The 20,980-nt window shown below is 65.4% G+C and carries 23 protein-coding genes; 13 read left to right on the top strand and 10 right to left on the bottom strand.

From position 1 onward, the window contains the following. Positions 1–21: 21 nt before the first annotated feature. Genes zapE through AC07NV_RS03105 form a run of 3 tightly spaced genes read right to left on the bottom strand, consistent with a single transcriptional unit; the run spans position 22 to position 2,422 of the window. Entirely contained in the window at positions 22–1,149 is a 1,128-nt protein-coding gene (gene zapE, locus AC07NV_RS03095) for a cell division protein ZapE (protein WP_495165146.1), read from the bottom strand. Next, positions 1,146–1,643, bottom strand: a complete 498-nt coding sequence (locus AC07NV_RS03100; protein WP_495164870.1) for a PaaI family thioesterase — start codon at positions 1,641–1,643, stop codon at positions 1,146–1,148. Before AC07NV_RS03100 ends, zapE begins: the two co-directional genes overlap by 4 nt. Continuing rightward, complete coding sequence (locus AC07NV_RS03105; protein ID WP_495164871.1) at positions 1,640–2,422, bottom strand: succinate dehydrogenase iron-sulfur subunit; 783 nt, start codon at positions 2,420–2,422, stop codon at positions 1,640–1,642. Before AC07NV_RS03105 ends, AC07NV_RS03100 begins: the two co-directional genes overlap by 4 nt. 129 nt (positions 2,423–2,551) lie before the next feature. Here AC07NV_RS03105 and AC07NV_RS03110 point away from each other — a divergent pair, with 129 nt between their 5' ends. From AC07NV_RS03110 to AC07NV_RS03130, 5 genes are read left to right on the top strand one after another with little or no spacing between them, the layout of a single operon-like run. Further along, positions 2,552–4,096: an oligosaccharide flippase family protein gene (locus AC07NV_RS03110; protein WP_495164872.1), complete on the top strand. Its 1,545-nt coding sequence runs from the start codon at positions 2,552–2,554 to the stop codon at positions 4,094–4,096. Next, entirely contained in the window at positions 4,093–4,812 is a 720-nt protein-coding gene (locus tag AC07NV_RS03115) for an HAD family hydrolase (RefSeq protein ID WP_495164873.1), read from the top strand. Before AC07NV_RS03110 ends, AC07NV_RS03115 begins: the two co-directional genes overlap by 4 nt. Next, positions 4,812–5,951 (top strand): CDP-glycerol glycerophosphotransferase family protein, encoded by a 1,140-nt coding sequence (locus tag AC07NV_RS03120; protein WP_495164874.1) that lies wholly within the window; start codon positions 4,812–4,814, stop codon positions 5,949–5,951. The genes AC07NV_RS03115 and AC07NV_RS03120 overlap by 1 nt, the downstream gene beginning before the upstream one ends. Continuing rightward, the gene (locus AC07NV_RS03125) at positions 5,948–7,063 is read left to right on the top strand and encodes a CDP-alcohol phosphatidyltransferase family protein (RefSeq protein ID WP_495164875.1); all 1,116 of its coding nucleotides are present in this window, start codon (positions 5,948–5,950) and stop codon (positions 7,061–7,063) included. Before AC07NV_RS03120 ends, AC07NV_RS03125 begins: the two co-directional genes overlap by 4 nt. Then, a complete protein-coding gene (locus AC07NV_RS03130; protein WP_495164876.1) occupies positions 7,060–7,488 on the top strand; it encodes an HIT family protein in 429 nt (142 codons plus the stop codon). The genes AC07NV_RS03125 and AC07NV_RS03130 overlap by 4 nt, the downstream gene beginning before the upstream one ends. Here AC07NV_RS03130 and AC07NV_RS03135 read toward each other — a convergent pair. From AC07NV_RS03135 to AC07NV_RS03145, 3 genes are read right to left on the bottom strand one after another with little or no spacing between them, the layout of a single operon-like run. Beyond that, positions 7,476–8,240, bottom strand: a complete 765-nt coding sequence (locus AC07NV_RS03135) for a phosphocholine cytidylyltransferase family protein (RefSeq protein WP_495164877.1) — start codon at positions 8,238–8,240, stop codon at positions 7,476–7,478. The two genes, AC07NV_RS03130 and AC07NV_RS03135, sit on opposite strands and share 13 nt — an antisense overlap. A gap of 20 nt (positions 8,241–8,260) precedes the next feature. After that, positions 8,261–9,031, bottom strand: a complete 771-nt coding sequence (locus AC07NV_RS03140; protein WP_495164878.1) for a nucleotidyltransferase family protein — start codon at positions 9,029–9,031, stop codon at positions 8,261–8,263. After that, a complete protein-coding gene (locus AC07NV_RS03145; protein ID WP_495164879.1) occupies positions 9,028–9,954 on the bottom strand; it encodes an alpha/beta hydrolase in 927 nt (308 codons plus the stop codon). Before AC07NV_RS03145 ends, AC07NV_RS03140 begins: the two co-directional genes overlap by 4 nt. A 122-nt stretch (positions 9,955–10,076) precedes the next feature. Between AC07NV_RS03145 and AC07NV_RS03150 the strand changes: the two genes are divergently transcribed. From AC07NV_RS03150 to AC07NV_RS03165, 4 genes are all read left to right on the top strand, one after another. After that, positions 10,077–10,907, top strand: coding sequence for a diacylglycerol/lipid kinase family protein (locus AC07NV_RS03150; RefSeq protein WP_495164880.1), 831 nt, complete (start codon positions 10,077–10,079; stop codon positions 10,905–10,907). Next, entirely contained in the window at positions 10,904–11,752 is an 849-nt protein-coding gene (locus AC07NV_RS03155) for a metallophosphoesterase family protein (RefSeq protein ID WP_495164881.1), read from the top strand. The genes AC07NV_RS03150 and AC07NV_RS03155 overlap by 4 nt, the downstream gene beginning before the upstream one ends. A 68-nt stretch (positions 11,753–11,820) precedes the next feature. Continuing rightward, positions 11,821–12,909, top strand: coding sequence for an Rv3169 family protein (locus AC07NV_RS03160; RefSeq protein WP_495164882.1), 1,089 nt, complete (start codon positions 11,821–11,823; stop codon positions 12,907–12,909). Beyond that, positions 12,906–13,946 carry a phosphotransferase gene (locus AC07NV_RS03165; protein ID WP_495164883.1) on the top strand — a complete coding sequence of 347 codons (1,041 nt, stop codon included), beginning with the start codon at positions 12,906–12,908 and terminating at the stop codon, positions 13,944–13,946. Before AC07NV_RS03160 ends, AC07NV_RS03165 begins: the two co-directional genes overlap by 4 nt. Before the next feature lie 418 nt (positions 13,947–14,364). On the opposite strand, the gene rpsI is transcribed toward AC07NV_RS03165, so the two are convergent. From rpsI to AC07NV_RS03185, 4 genes are all read right to left on the bottom strand, one after another. Continuing rightward, a complete protein-coding gene (rpsI, locus tag AC07NV_RS03170; RefSeq protein WP_495164884.1) occupies positions 14,365–14,862 on the bottom strand; it encodes a 30S ribosomal protein S9 in 498 nt (165 codons plus the stop codon). Then, positions 14,862–15,341, bottom strand: a complete 480-nt coding sequence (rplM, locus tag AC07NV_RS03175; RefSeq protein ID WP_495165147.1) for a 50S ribosomal protein L13 — start codon at positions 15,339–15,341, stop codon at positions 14,862–14,864. Before rplM ends, rpsI begins: the two co-directional genes overlap by 1 nt. 185 nt (positions 15,342–15,526) lie before the next feature. After that, positions 15,527–16,336: a hypothetical protein gene (locus tag AC07NV_RS03180; protein WP_495164885.1), complete on the bottom strand. Its 810-nt coding sequence runs from the start codon at positions 16,334–16,336 to the stop codon at positions 15,527–15,529. Continuing rightward, positions 16,333–17,382: a COX15/CtaA family protein gene (locus AC07NV_RS03185; RefSeq protein WP_495164886.1), complete on the bottom strand. Its 1,050-nt coding sequence runs from the start codon at positions 17,380–17,382 to the stop codon at positions 16,333–16,335. The genes AC07NV_RS03180 and AC07NV_RS03185 overlap by 4 nt, the downstream gene beginning before the upstream one ends. Positions 17,383–17,486: 104 nt before the next feature. Between AC07NV_RS03185 and AC07NV_RS03190 the strand changes: the two genes are divergently transcribed. From AC07NV_RS03190 to dgcN, 4 genes are all read left to right on the top strand, one after another. Then, positions 17,487–18,476, top strand: a complete 990-nt coding sequence (locus tag AC07NV_RS03190; RefSeq protein ID WP_495164887.1) for a M48 family metallopeptidase — start codon at positions 17,487–17,489, stop codon at positions 18,474–18,476. Positions 18,477–18,533: 57 nt separating this feature from the next. Continuing rightward, positions 18,534–19,070 (top strand): peptide-methionine (S)-S-oxide reductase MsrA, encoded by a 537-nt coding sequence (gene msrA, locus AC07NV_RS03195; RefSeq protein WP_495164888.1) that lies wholly within the window; start codon positions 18,534–18,536, stop codon positions 19,068–19,070. Positions 19,071–19,209: 139 nt separating this feature from the next. Further along, positions 19,210–19,755 carry a regulatory sequestration protein YfiR gene (gene yfiR / locus AC07NV_RS03200; protein WP_495164889.1) on the top strand — a complete coding sequence of 182 codons (546 nt, stop codon included), beginning with the start codon at positions 19,210–19,212 and terminating at the stop codon, positions 19,753–19,755. Further along, positions 19,752–20,975, top strand: a complete 1,224-nt coding sequence (gene dgcN, locus AC07NV_RS03205; protein WP_495164890.1) for a diguanylate cyclase DgcN/YfiN — start codon at positions 19,752–19,754, stop codon at positions 20,973–20,975. The genes yfiR and dgcN overlap by 4 nt, the downstream gene beginning before the upstream one ends. Positions 20,976–20,980 lie beyond the last annotated feature (5 nt).

Consider the following 20,980-nt stretch of genomic DNA (forward strand, 5'->3'; position numbering starts at 1 on the left):
CGACACCGGCCGGATGATCGCCTAGGCGATCGCGCCTTCGGCAGATCCATGGCCCAGCGCCAGATAATCGTCCGACTGCATTTCGGCGAGGCGGCTCGCGGTTCGCTCGAATTCGAACGCGCCATCACCCGCGATATAGAGCTGGTCGGGCATCGCCGCTGCGCTCGCGAGCAGCTTGACCTTATATTCATAGAGCGCGTCGATCAGCGTGACGAAGCGCGCCGCCTCGTTGCGATTCTCCGGCCCCATGCGCGGAATGCCGACGATGATCACCGCATGGAAATGCCGCGCGACCGCCAGATAATCGGCGGCGCCGCGCGCTTCGCCGCAAAGCCGCTTGAACGAGAAAACCGCGACGCCCTTCAGCGCCTTGGGCACATGCAGCATCCGGCCGCCGCCGACGTCGAGTTCGAGCGTCGGGACGTTCGCACGATCCTCGGGCGGGTAATCGGTGAGGCGGAAGAAGGCGGCCGACAGCGCCGCGCTCGCTATGTCGTCGGCGGGCACGAACCAGCGGGCGCCGTCGCCCAGCCGGTCGCGGCGATAATCGGTCGGACCGTTCAGGCTCATCACGTCGAGCCGGTCTTCAACCAGCGCAATAAAGGGCAGAAAATGCTCGCGGTTGAGCCCGTCCTTGTACAAATCCTGCGGCGGGCGGTTCGAGGTCGCGACCATCGTCACCCCGCGTTCGATCAGCGCGGTAAACAGGCGTGACAGGATCATCGCGTCGGCGCTGTTGTTCACGACCATCTCGTCGAACGCCAGGCAGCGCGTGTTGGCGGCGAGAGCATCGGCAACGAGCGGGATCGGATCGCCGCTCTCGCTCTTCCGGACATCGCGCATCCGCGCATGGACGTCGAGCATGAAGGCATGAAAATGGACGCGCCGCTTCCGCTGGATGGAGAGATGGTCGTAGAAAAGATCCATCAACATGGACTTCCCGCGGCCTACTGCACCCCACAGATAGACGCCGCGTAATGCCTGCGGCTTGCGACCGGTCAGGCGCCAGAGCAGGCTGCCGCGCGGCGGCACGGCTTCCAACTCGGCCTGTAGCTGGTTCAGCCGCTCGGCAGCGGCGCGCTGTTCGGGGTCGGGTCTCAGTTCGCCCGCGGCGACCAGCGCATCATAAGCTGCCAGCACCGCCATCAGCCGCGATCCTTGCTCGCCTTGCGAATGGTTCCGGCAAAGGTCAGCACGATATGCTCATCCCCCTCGCCCTGAACGACGAGCCCGCGCAGGAAAATCAGTCGGCCGGTTTCGCGCACCAATTCGACGACCGCGTCCAATGGCTCGCCGACACGGCCGGCGCCGACAAATTGCGTCGACAGGTCGAGCGTCACCGAATGGCCCGCATTGAGCGCGCCGAACTGATGCGATGCCGCGAACAGCGCGATGTCGACGAGCGCGAGCGTCACCGCACCATGGACATTGTCGCCAAGATTGCTGTGCTTGCGTTCCGGTAGCATGCGCACCCGCGCGCACGGACGGCCATCGGAGGCCGACGGTTCGGCGCGCACCATCAACGGTTCGATGAAGCTGTTGAAGCGCGTCGGGTCCTTGAGGTCCCAGCTCAGCCAGCCGCCTTCGAGTTCTTCGGCGCTGAAATGGTCGCGGCGCTTCGGGTCCTCGATCCCGTCGTTCACACCTGCCGCTCGGCCTCGAGCTTCTTGATCTCGGCGATCGCGCGCGCGGGGCTGAGACCCTTCGGGCAGGCGTTCGAGCAGTTCATGATCGTGTGGCAGCGATAGAGGCGGAACGGATCCTCGAGCTCGTCGAGGCGCTCGCCGGTCATTTCGTCGCGGCTGTCGGCGAGCCAGCGATACGCCTGAAGCAGGATCGCCGGACCGAGGAACTTGTCGCTGTTCCACCAATAGCTAGGGCAGCTCGTCGAGCAGCAGGCGCACAGGATGCACTCATAGAGCCCGTCGAGCTTTTCGCGCTCGGCGGGCGACTGCAGCCGCTCCTTGCCGCTCGGCGTCGTCGTCTTGGTCTTCAGCCAGGGCTCAATCGAGGCATATTGCGCGTAGAAATGGGTGAAGTCGGGAACGAGATCCTTGATCACGTCCATCGAAGGCAGCGGGGTGATCGTGACGTCGCCCTTCAAATCCTCGATCGCGGTCGTGCAGGCGAGGCCATTCTTGCCATTCATGTTCATCGAACAGCTGCCGCAGATGCCTTCGCGGCACGAACGGCGGAAGGTCAGCGACGAATCCTGCTCGCTCTTCATCTTGATGAGCGCGTCGAGGACCATCGGGCCGCATTTCTCGGTGTCGATCTCGAACGTGTCGAAGCGCGGATTTTCGCCCTTGTCGGGGTCGTAGCGATAGACTTTGAATTTCTTCACTGCCGCGGCGCCGTCGGCCTTGTGGACCTTGCCCGTCTTTTGCGGGCGGCTGTTCTTGGGCAGGCGGAATTCGGCCATATCGCGGGGTTCCCTATGCAATTGCGGGCTGCCTAGACCCGATTGGCGGAGTCGACAAGAGGGTGAAGAGGGGTTGAGCGCACGAAAGCCGCTGGCGGCGCGGCAGACGAGCCGCTAGGTGCGGCAACGATGAGCGAAGACGTCGCCCAACCCGCCGTAACCAGCCGCAGCGTCGCGCGCGGACTTGGCACGACCGTGCTGGCGCGACTGGGCGCCGTGGTCGAAATTGTCGCGCAGCCGCTTTACGTCCTGATGTTCGGCCTCGCGGGCTATGGTCTCTATGCCGTGTTGTGGGCGGCTGTGAACCTGCTCGAGAATATCTTCGACATGGGCATGACGAGCGCGATGCAGCGCACGGTACCGCAATCGGCGAGCGATGCGGAGGCCGCAGCGGCGCTGCGCACGGCGATGATCTTTGGCGTCGGGCCCTGCATTATCGTCGCGGCGCTGATCGCGCTCTTTGCTGCCGACCTCGGCCCGCTGCTCAATGTCGCGGACCATGACCGCGCGCTCGTCACCCCCGCTATCCGCATTTTTGTCTGGGCGCTCCCGCTTTGGGCGTTTGTCGAGATCGCGACCTCGGCGCTGCGCGCGCGCATGGTGTTCGGGGCCGAAATCCGGCTGCGGATCGTCTGGGAACAGATGTTGCGACTGGTGTTCGCGGGTCTGTTCTTCGCCGGCGGGCTCGGTCTGAAGGGCCTGTTTATCGCGCATCTGTGCTCGCTCGCGATCGCGGCGGCGCTTTGCGTCCGCCTGCTCGCCAAACATTATAGCTTCGCCGACCTGTGGCGCGGCCCATGGGCATCGAACACCGCGCGCAACACCTTCCTGGCCGGGCTTTCGATCCTGCCGTCGAACATCATCGCGCGATTGTTCGGCGACGCACCCGCGCTGATCCTCAACATGTTGCTGCCCGGCGCAGCGGGCGCGGCGGCGGCGGGCCTGTTCACGATCGCGCGAAAACTGTCGAGCGTGGTCCAGCTGGTGCGCATCGCCTTCACCTATGTGATGGCGCCGCTCGCGGCGAGCGCCGAGCGCGAGGACCGGCGCCAGGTCGCCGATATCTATGCCTATGCGACGCGGCTGATCTCGGCGATCGCGCTTCCGCTTGCCGCCGTACTCGCGGCGGGCAGTGCCTCGCTGCTCGGGCTGTTCGGGCATCAGGCACAGGCCGCACAGGCGGCGCTGGTCATCCTGCTGTTCGCGCGCGCCGCCGAAGCGGTGCTCGGGATTTCGGCGCCGGTGTTGCAGGTCGTCGCCGCGTTCCGTCAGCAACTGACCGCCAGCATTTTCGGCGTCGGCGTCGCGGTTGGCACGGGGTGGCTGATCGTCGGCCACCTCGATGCCCTGACCGGGGTGACGCTGGCCACCGCAATCGGCCTTGTCGTGATGGCCGCCATCCCGACGCTTCAGTTGGCGCTGGTCGAGAAACTCCATCCCTTCGACGCGCAATTTCCGGCGGTGGCCCTCCGCGGGTTTGCGATCACCCTGGTGGCAGGAACAGCCGCCATGCTCGCCGACCTCCTCCCCGACGCGCTGTCCTTGCCTTTGCTCGCACTGATCGCCGTCGCTTCGATATGGCTTTCGTTGCGCTTTGCCTTGCCGCTCGCCGATCGCATGTCATTGGGCAAGACCGGCCGCCAGCTTCGACTGTTCGAACGCGAAACTGCATGATCGAGACGACCTCACCCATCCGCGTCGCGATCTACGATCTCGATCGCACCGTGCTGCGCAAGCCGACCTTCACCCTGTTCCTGCTGTGGGCGGCATGGCGCGAGGCGCCCTGGCGGTTGCTGCTGCTCCCCGTGCTCGCCGCCTTGATGATCGGCTACGCGCTAGGCTTCTACGGCCGCGACCGGTTCAAACCGGCAGCGATCCGCCTGATGCTGGGCGCGAGCATCGCCCCGGCGCGGGCCGAGGCACTCGCCGCCGGCTTCGCCGCATGGCGCGTGCCCGGCGACGTCCCGCCGGGCGCCGCAGCATGCATCGCGCGCGACCGGGTCGAGGGATATCGCTTGCTGATGGCGACCGCGGCACCCGAATTCTACGCCGGCGCCATCGCCGATGCCCTCGACTTCGACGCGATCGTTGCCTCGCGCCACCAACGTGACGACGCCGGGAACTGGTTGCCCTTGCTCGACGGGCCGAATTGCTACGGTGCCGAAAAGGCGCGGCGCGTCACCGAATGGCTGGATGCCAATACGGCGGGCGGCGCCGCCCATATCCGCGCCTATTCCGATCATGCCAGCGACGCGCCGACCTTTGCGCTCGCCGGCGAAGCCTGGCTGGTCGGGCACGGCGCCAGATTCAGACGGCTGGCGGCCCGGCACGGCTGGCAGACGGCGGATTTCGAGGATGCCGCGACAAGCGCCCTTGCTGGAGTTCGATAATGCATTCGCTCTTCCTGTTCATCGGCGAACCGCACCAGATATTTCACGCGCTGCCGATCGCCGCCGAAATGACAGCCGCGGGGCATGATGTCGAAGTGGCCGTCGCGAGCGCAGACCATCTGCGCATGGTCGATCAGGTCTCGCTCGCCTATCCCGGCTTTGCCCCGCGCGTCACGCTGCTGGGGCAGAAAGGCCTCACCGGGTGGCTGCGGAGGCGCGGGCTGTTTCGCAACCCGCGCCTGCCGATCCTGCTTGATGCATTGCCTTTCTTGCGTCAGTTCGATGCGATCGTCGTGCCCGAACGGACGACCACGGCAATCCGGCACTTCCTGCCGCGCAAAACGCGCCTGATCTTCACCCCCCACGGCGCAGGGGACCGCGCGATCATGCTCGACCCGCGCGATCGGCATTTCGATTTCGTGCTGGTCGCGGGCGAGAAGAGCGAGCATCGCCTGCTCGATGCCGGGACAATCCGGCCGGGCCATTATGCGGTCAACGGCTATGTGAAACTCGACCTGATGCCGCGGCTGCAGGCGGCGCGCGAGCCGCTATTTGCAAACGACCGGCCGACGATCCTTTATGCGCCGCATTTCCGGCGCGAGCTGTCGTCGTGGGACCGGTTCGGGCGGGATATCATTGGCTGGTTCGCAGCGCAGGATCGCTACAACCTCGTGGTCGCGCCGCACGTGCGCCTGTTTGCCGAAGCGAGCGATGCCGAGCGCGAAGCCGTGGCTGCGCTGGCGGTACCCGGAAAAATCCGGGTCGACCTCGAATCAGACCGCCTGTTCGACATGAGCTATACAAGCGGCGCCGACATCTATCTCGGCGATGTCAGCAGCCAGGTTTACGAATTTCTCGCAACCCCGCGCCCCTGCGTCTTCCTCAATGCCCACCGCGTCGACTGGAACGGCGATCCCGATTATCTGTTCTGGACGCTGGGCGATGTCGTTGACGATCTTGCCGAGCTGCCCGAGGCGCTCGATCAGGCGCCCACGCGCCACCCGCTCTATGCCGACGCCCAATGCGAAAGGCTGGCGGAATCGATAGGCGGCGATCCCGCGGGTGCGGCCCAGCGCGGGGCCGAAGCGATTTCGCGCTTCCTTGCAAAGGGCACGGTACAGGATAAGAGCGGCGGATGACCGAAGCCTCCTCCCTGCCCGCCCTTTCGCTGATCGGTGAAAATTCGACGCCGCTGTGGGGTATGACCAATGCCGAACGACTGCGCCGGCTGGCGCGAGCCGAAGGCCTGCCCGAAACCGCCGGACAATCGGGCGCACAGCTTTTCGTCAATCTGGCTTATGTGTTCGATCCGGTATGGCTGCGCCATATCCTGACGCTGCCGGGCACGGTGGTGATGGATGGCGACGAACTGGTGATGGCGTATCTGACCGGCGGCATGCGCCCCGAGAATATGGCCGAGGATATGGCGCAGCATCGCGGCGCGCTTACGGTCATCAACTATCGCGACAATCCGCAAATCTATAACCGCCAGCTGCGCAAGCTCGAATGCCCGTTCATCGAGCGCCTGATCCCCGAGACGCGGCGCGCGATCGAACGGAAAAGCTATTTTGGCGCCTATAAGGGCGTCACCGATGCATTGACCAAATATCTGTGGCCCGAACTCGCTTTGTGGCTGACGCGGATCGCCGCGAGCATCGGCATGACGCCCAACATGGTCACCGCGATCGGCGCGACGCTCTGCGTCTATGCCACATATCTTTTCGCTTACGGCCATTATTGGGAGGGGATGCTCGCGGGCTTCATCTTCATGGTGCTCGATACGGTCGACGGAAAGCTCGCGCGCTGCACGATCACCTCGTCGAAATGGGGCAATGTCGCCGACCATGGCGTCGATCTGATCCATCCGCCCTTCTGGTGGTATTTCTGGGGCGTCGGGCTCGGCACCTGGGGTCTCGCGCTGTCGAACCAGACGTTCATCCTGGTGATGATCGCGGTGGTCGCAGGCTATGTGCTCCAGCGCGTGATCGAGGGGATGTTCATCAAGGATTTCGGCATGGACGTCCATGTCTGGCGGCCTTTCGACAGCCAGTTCCGCTTGATCACCGCGCGCCGCAATCCGAATATCGCGATCCTGTTCTTCGCCACACTTGCCGGACGTCCCGACATCGGCCTGATCGCGGTTGCATGGTGGACCATCATCTCTCTGATCGTCCATGCAATACAGCTGATGCAGGCCTATGCTGCGCGGCGCGCCGGACGCCCCATTGTCAGCTGGATGGAAGAAGCATGAACGAGACCATCGCAAAATTCGGCCATCCGGCGACGCTGATCGCCGAATATGATCATTGGGTCGTGCTTCTCCGTCCCGCGCAACCGACACTCGGCGCGCTGGTGCTGGCGGCGAAATCGGACGCCACGGCGTTCGGCGAGCTGCCCGTCGACGCCCATGCCGAACTCAAGATCGCGACCGCCGCGATCGAGGCCGCGCTGCGCCAGGCGGTCGGCTATGCGAGGATCAACTATCTGATGCTGATGATGGTCGACCCGCACGTCCATTTTCACGTGCTGCCGCGCTATGAGGGCGAACGCTCGGGCGCGGGACTGACGGTCGCCGACGCAGGCTGGCCGGCGCAGCCCGACCTCGGGCAGGCTATAAAACTGGATGACGCTCAAGTCGCCGCACTCGTCGGCTGGCTCAAACCCTATTTCGCGTAACGGCCTTCTTCCGCCCATTTGGCGGTAAGCACATCGGCGGCTTCGACGTCCTGCGGGAAGTCGACTTCCTGCCATTCGAGCCCCTCGATCGACACGGTGCCGACACGGTTGCCCTTGGCGATGACATCGATCGCGCGCAGATACCAGCGCTCGACCCCTTCGGGGGTGCGCATCATCTGGTCGACCTGATTGCGAAAGATCGACGGGCCGTCGCCGACGAAAGCCAGCATGCCGATTGACTCCGCATTGGTATCGGGCGGCAGCAACCGCTTGCCGATATGATGCAGGCGCCCTTCGGCGTCGCGGTTCACCTTCATATCGTCGTCGTCATAGTCGGCCTTGACGTCGACGGTGACGGTAATCGGCTCGTTCGCGCCCGCGATCAGCTTCGCGACAATCTCTTCCGAAATGATGGTGTCGCCGTTGAGGATGATGAAGTCGCGGTCCATCTCCTCGCGTGCGATCCAGCAGGTGCCGAGATTGTCGGCGACCTGAAAGAAGGGGTTGAATAAAGTGCGGATGCGCACGCCCGTGTCGCGGTAAAGCTGCAACGCATGATCCTCGACCCGCTCGGTGCGGAATCCGGTCACAACGACAATGTCCTTGATGCCGTTCGCGGCGAGCGCCGCGACCTGCCAGCCGATCAGCGTGCGACCGTTCAGGTCGATCAGGCATTTGGGGATGTCGCGGGTCAGCGGCAGCAGGCGCGAGCCCTGCCCGGCCGACAGGATGATGGCTTTATCGATGCTCATAGGGGCCGCCCTATAGCGCCTTACCGCCGTGCGGCAAATATGGCTTCGATCAGCTCGATGTCGGCGGGCTTATCGGCGTCGATGCACGCCTCGCCTTCGGACATCGGCACCACCTTTGCCCTGAGCCCGAAACGGAGCCCCGCGCGCGCCACGCCCTGCTGGATCGTGAAGAGGCGGAGCAGCGCGCCGATCAGCAACCACGGCCCAAAGGCGGCGATGATCTTCAGCCCCTTTTTGCGATCGCGTTCGATGCGACCCCAAAAATCGAGCAAAGGGAGCACGCGGCGCCCGCGCAGGCGGAACAGGTTTGCGCCCGACCACCAACCGCCGCGGAATTTCAGCCAGGTCCGCTGCGATTGCGGATAGCGCGCAAGCAGTACATCGCGCTCGACCATCGCGACGGCGACGTCGCTATCCTCGGCACCCGTCAGAAATTCAGCGATCATCGTCGGCGTCAGCAGCACATTGTCGGCGGTCGTTACCAGCAATGGGTCGTCGCCCGGAGGAAGCGCCGCAGCGAGTGAACTGCTGATCCCCTGCCCCGAATCGGCGAAATGCAGGTCGGGGAGGTTCGCGAGACCCGGCTCGGCGGCCAGCTTGGCGCTGTTCTGCGCGAGGATGATGATCGGACCGATCAGCGGCGAGGCACGCAATGCCCCGACGACATGAACAAGCATCGCCTGACCTCCGACCGGCAACAGCGCCTTGGTCGACACGCCGCTACCCGTCAGCAGCGGGTCGGAACCGGGGCGACTGCCCGCGAGAACGATGGCCGGAATCTGGCCGGTCACTGTGCCACCTTCGCCGCGGGCACGATGCGGCGCGCCGTGACCCCGCGCAGGAAGTCGGTCGCCTCTTCGAGCACCGGTCCCTTGCCACGGAAAGGCGCAGCCAGCGCCATCACGATGCCCGTATGCCCCATGCCGGGATAGATGCGCAGCGCCACCGGACCGCCGGCGCGCTCGATCGCCGCCGCAAGATTCTGGCTGTTGCGGGGACGCACAGTGTCATCCTCGTCGCCGCTTGCCAGCCACAGCGGCGGCGCGTCGCCGCGCGCAAAATGGATCGGCTGGGTCTTTTCGATCGGTTTGACCTTGCCCATCGCCTTGTCCCCGCGGCCGCCCTTCTCGAGCGGAAGGAAGTCATAGGGGCCAGCAAGGCCAGCAACACCGCGAATGATCGACGGATCGCTCTTCGCCGAGCGCAGCCACTGCGGATCGAGCGCGAGCATAGCGGCATTGTAGGCGCCTGCCGAATGGCCCATCAGCGCGATCCGGTCGGGGTCACCGCCAAGTTTGGCGATATGCTCGTGCGTCCATGCGACCGCCGCCGCGCTATCCTCGATAAAGTCAGGCCAATGCGCCTTGGGCACGAGCCGGTAGTCGGGGATCACGACGACAAATCCTTGCTGCGCCAGCGCACGCCCGACAAAGCCGTAGCTGCCGCGCTCGCCGCTGTCCCAGCCCCCTCCATAGAAAAAGACGATCACCGGCAGCTGATCGCCCGCCTGGGCGGTCTCGGGCACCCAGATGTCGAGCGATTGTCGGGGCCCGTTGCCATAGGGCTGGTCCCCGAGCAGGAGCCGTGTGCCGTCGCCCTGTCCGAGCAGCCGGTCGGCCATGTCGAGAGACTTCGCACCGCCCGCGACGATCATCTTGGCGCCGCCACCGAATAGCAGCACGAGCAACAGCACCACGAAGAGGAATTTGATCAACCGTCGTCCTTTGGAAACCGGCCCCGCCATCTTCCGCGCCCTACAGGGCGGCGAGGCGGCGAACAAGACGGCTACACGATATAGGCCGCCACCTTTTTGCCACTCGCGCGTAGGAGAGGGCAATGGCCAGTTCCTTCTCCCGTCCCGCCCTTATCTGCAACAGCCAGAGCGGAAGTCATGACGACGCCGTACTCGCGGCGATTGTCGAAGCCTGCCGCGTTGCGGGCGCGCCGCTCGTCGCCGTCTTTGCGCTCCCCGACGACGAGATTCCAGGCGCGGCCGACCTCGGCCGGCAGGGCATCGACCTACTGCTCGTCTGGACGGGCGACGGGACAATCAACACCGCGGCGACCAAGGCGGCAGGCTGGGACGGCGCGATCCTGCCGCTACCCGGCGGCACGCTCAACCTGCTGTCGAAAGCGCTGCACGGCGACCGCCAGGCGACCGTGATATTGGCGGACACGCTGCAGGGCAAAGGCCGGCGCAGCCCTATCCCGACGATCCGGTCCGCCACAGGCGAAGCCTTCATCACCGTCGTCGCGGGGCCGGCGACACGCTGGGCCGAGGTGCGCGAGACGATGCGCCAGGAGGGGCTGATCGAGGCAAGCCGCGCGGCACCCGACGCGCTGGATGCGATGACGAACGCACCCGGGGTCAAGGTCGCGGGCGATGAGCAGCCCTATCCTGCGGTCATCCTCACCCCCACCCCCGACGGCATCCGCGCCGACGGAATCCTGACCGAAGGCACCGGCGATGTGTTGCGTCACGGCCTCGCCTGGCTGGGCGGGGATTTTCGCAACGGACCGAGCGAAGAAATTGCGACGGGCGAAACGATCATTCTTGAAAGCGACGCGGCCATCAGCCTCGAATATGATGGCGAACTGGCCGAGACGGCCTCGCCCGCCCGCTTCGCGCTGGGAACGAGCGTGGTGGACTTTGTGGCGACGGCATGACGCGGCTCTTTCACATCAGCGATCTGCATTTCGGACTTGAGGATCGCACCGCGCTCGCATGGTTCAAGGAGTGCGTGCGCCGCGAACAACCCGACGCGGTGCTGATCACCGGCGACCTTACGATGCGCGCACGAAGCCGGGAATTCGCTGCCGCCGTCGACTGGATCGGCGGCCTCGATGTGCCTGTCACCGTCGAGGTCGGCAACCATGACCTTCCTTATTTCAACCCGGTTGCGCGCTTCTTTTACCCCTATCGCCGGATTCGCGGGATCGAGCGGCTGGTCGAACGCGAACTCGATCTGGCCGGCGTCGCGATCATCCCGCTCAAAACGACGGCGCGCGCGCAATGGCGGTTCGACTGGTCGAAAGGCTGGGTGACGGCGAAAGCGCTGGCCAGAACGCTGACCGCGATCGATGCGCTTCCGCCCGGTACGACGGTGTTGGTGACCGCGCATCATCCGCTGGTCGAGGCAGGGACACGCGGCCGCGCGCTGACCCGCGGCGGCGCCCGCGCCTTGCGCGAACTCGCGGCCCGCGGCGTCGCGGCGGTGCTCACCGGCCACGTCCATGACGCGTTCGATCTCGTCATGCAAACCGAAGACGGGCCGATCCGCATGATCGGCGCGGGCACGCTATCGCAGCGCATCCGCTCGACCCCGCCCGGCTTCAACGAACTTCGCGTCAAACAGGGCGCGATCGCAGTGCGCGTCCGGAATGTCGAGGCAGTGCCGACCCCCGACATGCAGATAGCCGACGTCCCGCCCGACGCCTTGCCGCCCCGCGCACCGGGCGAACCGGTCGCGCCCATCGATGCCGTGCCGCCGGTCGATCCACCCGTGCACTGACGCCGCCCATTGACGCATCTCGGCATCCCGTTACGTTGCAACAAAAAACGGAAATGGGATGATAAACGATGCTGACCAAGGGCGACGATTTCCCGCTGCACCAGAGTGCCGAGCCGATTGCGTTCGCGGGCACCGACCGCAATTTTTACGACCGCTATTTCTTCAACGGCTATTCGCCCGACGGATCGGTCTTTTTCGCCGCGGCGATGGGCTTCTATCCACAGCTTGGCATCGTCGATGCGGCCTTTTGCGTGCTGGTCGATGGCGTGCAGCATAATTTACGCGCGAGCCGCCGGTCGGGCGGCGAGCGGCTCGACCTGTCGGCGGGACCGATCGCGATCAGCATCGACACGCCGCTGGAAACGCTAACGCTGCGTATCGCCGCCAACGACGGGCCGCTCGCCGGCGAGCTGCGTTTTACCGCGCGCCATTTTCCGATCGAGGAGCCGCGTTTCACCCGCCGCAACGGGACGCGCCTGTTCATGGACTATACGCGCATGACCCAGAACGGCCATTGGTCGGGGTGGCTCTCGGTTGGCGGGCAGCGCATCGATGCCGACAAGGACTGGGCCGGAACACGCGACCGCAGCTGGGGCATCCGCCCGGTGGGTGCCGCTGAACCGCAACCCCCGCCGCAGGGCAATTTCCACCAGTTTTTCTGGTTGTGGACGCCGTGCAATTTCGCCGACCGATCGCTTTTTTTCCACAGCAACGACGATGGCGAAGGGACCCCTTGGAACCGTCGCGCGGTGCTTGTCGGCAGCAACGGGGGCGAGCGCCACTATGCCGACCCCGGCTTCACCGCCGAATGGCTGCCGAGAACGCGTCGCCTGAACCGGCTGACCGCCGATTTCGATGCCAGCACCCGCCTGACGCTCACCCCGAGCGGACCGATGTTTGCGATGAGCGGGCTCGGTTACACCCATCCCGTCTGGGGGCATGGCTTCGATCATGGCGACCTTGATGTCGCACACGACAGCCTGTCCGAAGCCGACCGTTACTGGGGCAATCCGCTCGCGATGCATGTGCAGGCGCTGGTCCATGCCGAGCTGAGCGACGGCGACCGCAGCGAGCGCGGTATAGGCGTGCTCGAGCAATTGTTCGTCGGCCCGCACGCACCGACCGGTCTCACCGGCCTGTTGGACCCCATCGCGTGAGTTTTCCGACCTCGCCCGGGGCGATCGAACCGCAATGGCTCGGCGCCGCGCTCGGGTATCCCGAAAAGCTGCGGGCCTTCACCTCCGCGAAGGTCGGCACCGGTCAGATGTGCGACAGCTATCGCCTGTCGCTCGATTGGGAGGATGGCGTCGACGCGCCTGCCAGCGTGATCGCCAAACTCCCGAGCCATGACGAGGCCAGCCGCAATATCGCCAAGCTCACCGGCACCTATGTCAAGGAGGTGAGCTGGTATCGCGAAATGGCCGAAGCGAGCGGCGTTCCGGCGCCTCTGTGCCATTATGGCGAGATCGCCGAAGACGACGTCGATTTCATTCTGATCCTCTCCGACCTTGCCCCGGCGCGGCAGGGCGACCAGCTGGCAGGGATCGGACTGACCGGCCTCATCCCCTGCATCGAAGCCGCGGCGAAGCTCCACGCCCATCTGTGGAACGATGCGCGGCTCGCGCAGATACCCTGGCTCGCGCGCGACAATGGCGATCTGGTCCGCGCGCTCTTTCCGCAGCTCTATCTGGGCTTTCGCGAGCGCTATGCGACAAGGCTCGCGCCCGACCTGCTCGATGTGGGCGCAGGGATCGTCGACCGCCTCGACGCCTATCTGGCACACGAACCCGCGGCGCGGACGATCATCCATGGCGACCTGCGGATCGACAATATCCTGTTTGCGCCCGGCGGCGAAGCCTGCTGGCTTGTCGACTGGCAGACACTGGGGCGCGGCAGCGGCGCCGCCGACCTCGCCTATCTGATCGGCACCAGCATCGCCGATCCGTTCGATCGCGCCGCCGCCGACCGGCCCGCGTTCGACCACTGGATCGCGGCGCTGACCGCGGCCGGCGTCGCGGCCGATGGCGAAGCGCTATGGGCCGACTATCGCGTCGGCGCCTTGAGCGGCTATTTCATGGCCGTCTTCGCCTCGATGAGTGTCGAACGCACGGCCCGCGGCGACGAGATGTTCGCGGTGATGGCCGAACGCCCGGCGCGGCAGGCGCTGGCGCTGGGGAGTCTGGATCTGCTCTAGTTCAGGCCGTCGACCGCTTGCTGCCGATAATGACGTGCACTCCGGCGAAAGCAGGCGTCGCCTTCAAATAGGCCTTTCCTACATTATCCGGCTGTGCCAGCCTTCATCCGGCTCTTTCATTTGGTGGATAAAAGCGGTCGCTGCCTCGCTTGCGCGCGCGGTCACGGCGGGCGTGCCCGGCGCGTCCAGCAGGCCGCGCGGTCCACGTCAGGGGCGTGCACAGGGCTGAACTTTCCTGAACTTTGGAATGATTCCGCGCTCCCTGCGTCGGCCGGATCCAACCCAAGATGACGAAAGAAGGCAACGGCTCTTCATTACCCCAAAGTGGAAATTCGCGGAGATGTCTTTGCCCAAAGAAAAAGGGCGGCCCGTTGCCGGACCGCCCTTCCCTTCTCCGTCCGTCGACGGAAAAACTTGTTTAGCGCTTCGAGAACTGGAAGCTGCGGCGGGCCTTCGCCTTGCCGTACTTCTTACGCTCGACGGTGCGGCTGTCGCGGGTCAGGAAGCCGGCCGTCTTGACGACACCGCGCAGCGCGGGTTCGAAACGGGTCAGCGCCTGCGCGATGCCGTGAAGCACGGCACCCGCCTGGCCCGACAAACCGCCGCCCTTGACGGTGGCGATAATGTCATAGCTGCCGATGCGATCGGTCAGACCAAAGGGCTGGTTGATCACGAGGCGCAGCGTCGGACGCGCGAAATAGATTTCCTGGTCGCGGCCGTTGATCGTGATCTTGCCCGTGCCGGGCTTGAGCCACACGCGGGCAACAGCGTCCTTACGGCGGCCGGTCGCATAAGCGCGGCCCTGCTTGTCGACGATCTTCTCGCGCAGCGGCGTGGTCGAGACCGGGGCTGCGACGGTACCTTCGACGGCGCCGGCGAGATCCTTGAGATCGGTCATGGTCTGTTCGTCAGCCATTATGCACCCACCTTGTTCTTGCGGTTCATCGACGCAACGTCGATCACTTCGGGGCTCTGCCCTTCGTGCGGATGTTCAGCTCCGGCGAAGACGCGCAGGTTGCGCATCTGCTGGCGGCCGAGCGGGCCACGCGGGATCATGCGTTCGATGGCCTTTTCGAGCACGCGCTCGGGGAAACGGCCTTCGAGGATCTTCGCCGGGCTCGTTTCCTTGATGCCGCCGGCATAGCCGGTGTGCTTATAGTAACGCTTGTCCTGCAGCTTCTTGCCCGTGAACGCCACCTTTTCGGCGTTGATCACGATGACATTGTCACCGCAATCGACGTGCGGGGTAAAGCTCGGCTTGTGTTTGCCGCGCAGGATGTTGGCGATGATCGATGCAACGCGGCCCACAACGAGACCCTCGGCGTCGATCAGCACCCATTTCTTTTCGACCGTCGCGGCGTTTGCCGATGCGGTCGTCTTGGTCAGCGCCTTCATCATGGCACGCTCCTTGACAGATATGGACTGGGGCGACCGGCACGATGCCTGCGACCCCGAAACAAACCGCGCCGCCTGATCCACAAGGGGACGCAGCGGCGCTTCGGAGCGGGCCAATGGCGCCAGGCGGACGGAAAGTCAAGCATAGAGCGGCTTTGCTGACAGGTATTATGATACCCTAGGCGTTATAAGGCGGGTTCCAGCGCACGCACCCGCTCCTCGACGAGCGTCCGTCCCTTGCCATCCGCCTCGACGATCCAGCTCTGCTGCCGCTCGCGCATCACCAGCCCCGTATCGGTGTCGATGGTCCACAGATGGTCGATTTCCACCGGCTGGTCGGCGGCGCCGATTGTCACCGAATCATGCTCGACCCTGGCAATCGTCCGCTGCGCCCCGTCGTGCCGGATCGACACGCTGGCATCTTCGCCCGGCGCTTTAACCGGAATGGCCTCGTTCGCCGGTGCGACGAGCGCACGAATGTCGGCGGTGGCGAGCCGGTCGCGTTCGGCGGGAGGAAGCGCGGCGATCAACTGCGCCAATTGCCTGGCTTCGGAACGTCCGGCCTCGGCCGCCGTTGCCTGGTGTCGCGCGATCACCCGGTCCCACAAGCTTTCGGGATCGACAAGGTCGATGCGGCTGCCGTCGGGCGCGACAAGATAGGCCACCGCTTCACCGATCAGCGGCTGGAGCATCATCGTCACCGCGCGGGTCACTTCGGGCCGCGCGTCGGATTCGATTCGCTGCAGCACCGCCTCGAGCCGATAACCGCGCCCGATCCTCTGCCATTGCAGTGCATAGATGAGCGCGAAACTGATCAGCGTTCCGTCACGGCCGATACGGCGCGACGTCACACGGTAGATCATGGGCACGCCTACCGGCGGCGCAAACCGGGAATAGACCGCGGCGGCCGCGGGAAGGTCGCCGGGCACCGCGAGCGGCAGGGGCTGGGCCGCCAGCAGCAACAGCGCGCCGCCGAGGCTGCCCGCCAAGATCATGGGGTCCGGCGACCCAGACGATGAAGACCCGCCGCAGCGCTGGCGACGAGGATGGCGCCAGTGACCTGGTGCAGCACCGCAACCCACATCGACACGCCCGACATGACGGTCCAGATGCCGAGGAGCATCTGCGCCGCGACGACCGCAACAAGCAGTCCGGCCTCACGCCGCGCGCCGCGCCGCGACAATGTACGCGCAAGGAGCAAGAGCGCCAGCGCCGCGACCCACGACCACCAGCGATGGAGGAAATGGATCAGAAACGGATCGTTGGTCATCGCGAGCCAGGCACCCCCCGCCCAGTCGATGCCCTCGGGCACGAAATGGTCGTTCATCAGCGGCCAGGTGCTGGCGACATAACCGGCGTTGAGCCCGGCGACCCACGCGCCGAGCAGCAACTGGATGAACAGGATCAGGATGATGCCGACCGCGGGCCCGGTCAGCCGCGCCGGTCGCGCTGCCGCATCGCGCGCCAATACGCCGAGATCTCGCGCGGTCCACACGAGCCCCGCGAGCAGGAACAGCGCGGTGAGCAAATGGGTTGCGAGGCGAAAATGGCTGACGTCGGTGCGATATTCGAGGCCCGAGGCAACCATCCACCAGCCGATGGCGCCCTGCAACCCGACGAGCGCCGCGAGCGCGAGCAGCCGCCCGCCATAACCGCTCGGAATTGCGCGCCGCCAGGCGTACCAGACCAGCGGCACGACCAGCGCCATCCCGACCAGACGGCCAAGGATACGGTGCAGCCATTCCCAGAAAAAGATCGCCTTGAAGCCGGCCAGCGTCATGCCGAGGTTGATCTCCTTATATTCGGGGATCTGCTTGTACTTCTCGAATTCGCTGACCCAGTCGGCCTCGTTCAACGGCGGCAGGACACCCGAAACGGGGCGCCACTCGGTGATCGAGAGACCCGATTCCGTCAGGCGGGTGATACCCCCGACCGCCACAACCGCGATTACGAGCAGCGCGACGGCCCAGAGCCAGCGCGCGAGCGCCGCGGGGCGGGGCTTGCGCGCGGCGGGCGAATGCAAGGTGGAGGCATGCGTCATCGCCCGCCCTATCGGCGCTTGCAGGGCGATAGGCAAGAGGTCCGAACCCGAACGCTCCAGGGAAATTCATGGCCCCGACAGGCGCGCCTTGATAGGGGATGCCGATGCCGCACCGTGCCCGATCCGTCCTTGCCGCCCTGTCGCTATCGATGGCGACGCCCGCCGCCGCGGCGGCTCCGGCCGAACCCTCCTATGAAGCCTGGGCCGCCATCGAGGCGCGGGTGGCGACGATCGGCTTTCGCCTGACCACGACCAATGCGGTATGGTGCCCGGCACGCCAGCCCCAGTTCGGATGGATATGGGGCGACCCCCGTCTTTACGCATCGGACCAGCGTGCCCAAGCGCTTGCAGCTTATGGTACCACAGATCGCGGCGTGCCCTTCATCGCCGGACTCGCGCCGGCTTCCCCTGCTGCGGCGGCGGGTATACGCGTCGGCACGCCAATATTCGGGATGGCGGGCAGCCCCGTACCGGCGGGCGAAGGCGACCACCCCTTTGCCCGGATCACGGCGATCGAGACCCGCCTTGCCGCGCGGCCGGCCAATGCACCGCTTGCGCTCGATACCGGCGATAGCCATTCGGTCAGCGTCCAGCCCGTGCCGGGATGCGTCAGCGATTTTCGCGTCGAGACCAGCGAGAAGCCGGGCGCCGTCGCCGACGGGCGGATGGTGCTGGTCAACCAGGGCCTCGCCGATTTTGCTGCCGATGACAATGAACTCGCAGCCGCAATCGCTCACGAACTGGCCCACAATATCCTGCGTCACCGTGCGCGGCTCGACGCGGCAGGGGTCGATCGAGGCGCCGGAAAGCAGTTCGGCCGCAACGCCCGCCTGTTCCGGCAGACCGAAGTCGAAGCCGACCGGCTGTCGGTGTGGCTGCTCGCCGGCGCGGACTACGATCCCGCCGCCGCGGCGCGCTTCTGGACGCGCTTCGGTCAGCGCAAGGGGCGGCCGCTGTTCCAGGCGGGCACGCATCCGAACTGGCGCGACCGCGTCGCGTCGCTCGAAGCAGAGGCCGCCGCGATCGCTGCCGCGCGGGCGGCGGGACAGCCACTGCACCCGCCGCTGATCGATGCACCACCGCCCTTGGAATAAAGCGGCGGGCATCCTATTTTGGCACCACCTGATCTTCCTCCCGCAAGGACCGACGCCATGACCCACGAGACAGCGATTTTTGCCGGAGGCTGCTTCTGGTGCACCGAAGCCGTGTTCCAGTCCCTCGGCGGGGTCGAAGGCGTCGAGAGCGGCTATATCGGCGGAGCCGTCCCCAACCCGACCTACAAGCAGGTCTGCGGCGGCGACACCGGCCATGCCGAAGCGATCCGCATCACCTTTGATCCCTCGATCATCAGCTATGACGACCTGCTCGACGTTCATTTCGCGACGCATGACCCGACGACCCTGAACCGGCAGGGCAACGACATCGGCACCCAGTATCGCAGCGCCCTGTTCCCGCTCGATGCGGCGCAGGCCGACGCCGCGCGTGCCGGGATTGAACGCGCCGCCGCCGACTGGCCTGCACCGATCGTCACCACGGTCGAAACCGCATCGGACTGGTATCCGGCCGAGGATTATCATCAATCCTATTGGGAAGGCGAAGGGCAGCGCAATCCCTATTGTATGGCGGTTATTCCGCCGAAACTGGCCAAATTGCGCAAAGGATTCAGCGATCGACTGCGCGCCGGCTAGGCGGCCTCACGGCGGCGGCGGCGGTGTTGCAATATGGCCGCATGACGTCACTTTTCATTGACTTTCCAATAGTTTTGGCTAGCGGACGCGCCTTCGTTGGGGCAGGATGCCCCTGAAACGCAGTTGGGGGCGTTGCCAGGTGTTGGCATCACTGTTTCTGATCGGCGCGCTGTTCTCGACACCCCAGATGTCGGTTCAGGCCGCCAGCCTGACGGTTGTCGAGGACGGCTCCGGTGGAATGACGCGCGCCGTCAACCGGATGATTGGCGGTATCGCGAGCTATGCCCGCTGGCCCGACGGCTCGGCGAGGACCGGGCGCGTCATGTGCCTGGTCGGGACCCCGCGACTGACCGATCGCATGGCGCCCGACGCCCCTGGGCCGGGCGCGATCACCGTGCGCCGGATGAGTGCGGATATGGCAATAAACCGCACCGATTGCGACATGCTGTTCCTTGGCCGGATGCCCGTTGCCGACCGGCGGCAGCTCATCGCTTGGGTACGCGGACGCCCCATCCTGACCATCACCGACGACGATGCCGCGTGCATCTATGGCGCAATGTTCTGCCTGAACAACAGGGCGGCAAGTATCAGCTTCTCGGTCAATCTCGACGCCATCGGCCGTGGCCCGCTGCGAATCGATCCGCGCGTGCTGCGGATCGGCGGCGGCGAAGGGGGCACGCCATGACCGGGCAAAGCCCCACTCCTCCGGAACGGATCGGTGCGCGCACGACGCTGCAAAAACTGCTGTCGCGGTTCCATTTCGGTATTACGCTGTTCGCGGTCGCGCTTTCGGGCCTCACCATTCTGCTCGCCGGGGTGACTGCGCTACGCGGCTATGCCGACCGCAACATGGAACTCGCGGCGCAGCTCGGCGCCTATGGTGTCGAACCCGCGCTGGTGTTCAACGATCCGCAAGCGGTTCGCGAGGGGCTCGAGCCGCTCACCCGGATCCCCGGTATTGCACGGCTGCGGGTGCTGAACGATGTCGGGCAACCGCTCAGTCAATGGACCTCGCCCGTCGCCGACCCGGCACCGATCCTCACGCGCATCTTCTTTCCCCGCCCGTTCGCGGTGACGGTCCAGCGCAGTGGATCGGCGATCGGAACGATCGAGGTATGGGGCGACAGCTCGACGTTGATCGATTATGTCCGCCTCGGCTTGCTTGCCGGGCTCGCCTGCCTGCTGATCACGGCCTTCGGCACAATCTTCCTTGCGCGGCGCTTCGAATATGAGCTGGTGAAGCCATTGAACGAGATTGCAACCGTGGCGCATGACGTGCGCCTGCACCGCCGGTTCGACAAGCGCGTCAAGCCGCTCGGCATTGCCGAACTCGACCGGCTTGGCGGCGATATCAATGCCCTGCTCGACGAATTGCACGGTTGGCAGGGCCATATGGAAAGCGAACATGCGATGCTGGCCCATCGCGCATCACACGATACGCTGACCGCGATGCCGAATCGCGCCGCGTTTGACGAGCAGCTCGCACAGCGCATCGAAGCGGCCGAGGGGCGCGGGAGCCGCTTTGCCCTGCTGTTCATCGATGCCGACAACTTCAAGGCCGCGAACGACAATTTCGGTCATGCCGCAGGTGACGCGGTGCTCGTCGCGCTGTCGGCGCGGATCAAGGACACATTGCGCAAGGGCGATTTCGCGGCCCGCGTTGGCGGTGACGAATTCATCGTCATCATCGATCCACTCGACAGCGATGCCCGGGCCGACGGCCTCGCGAACCGCATCCGGGCCAGCGTCACCGAACCGGTGCTTCTGCCCGGAGGAGACACGTACAGCGCGGCCGTGAGCGTCGGCGTGGCAGTCTTTCCCGACAATGGCAGCAACGCGACCGCGCTGCTTACCGCCGCCGACGCCGCGATGTATGCAGACAAACTGACCAACCGTTCCAGATAATAACC

It is taken from the genome of Sphingopyxis sp. GW821-FHT10B01, from assembly GCF_059415685.1.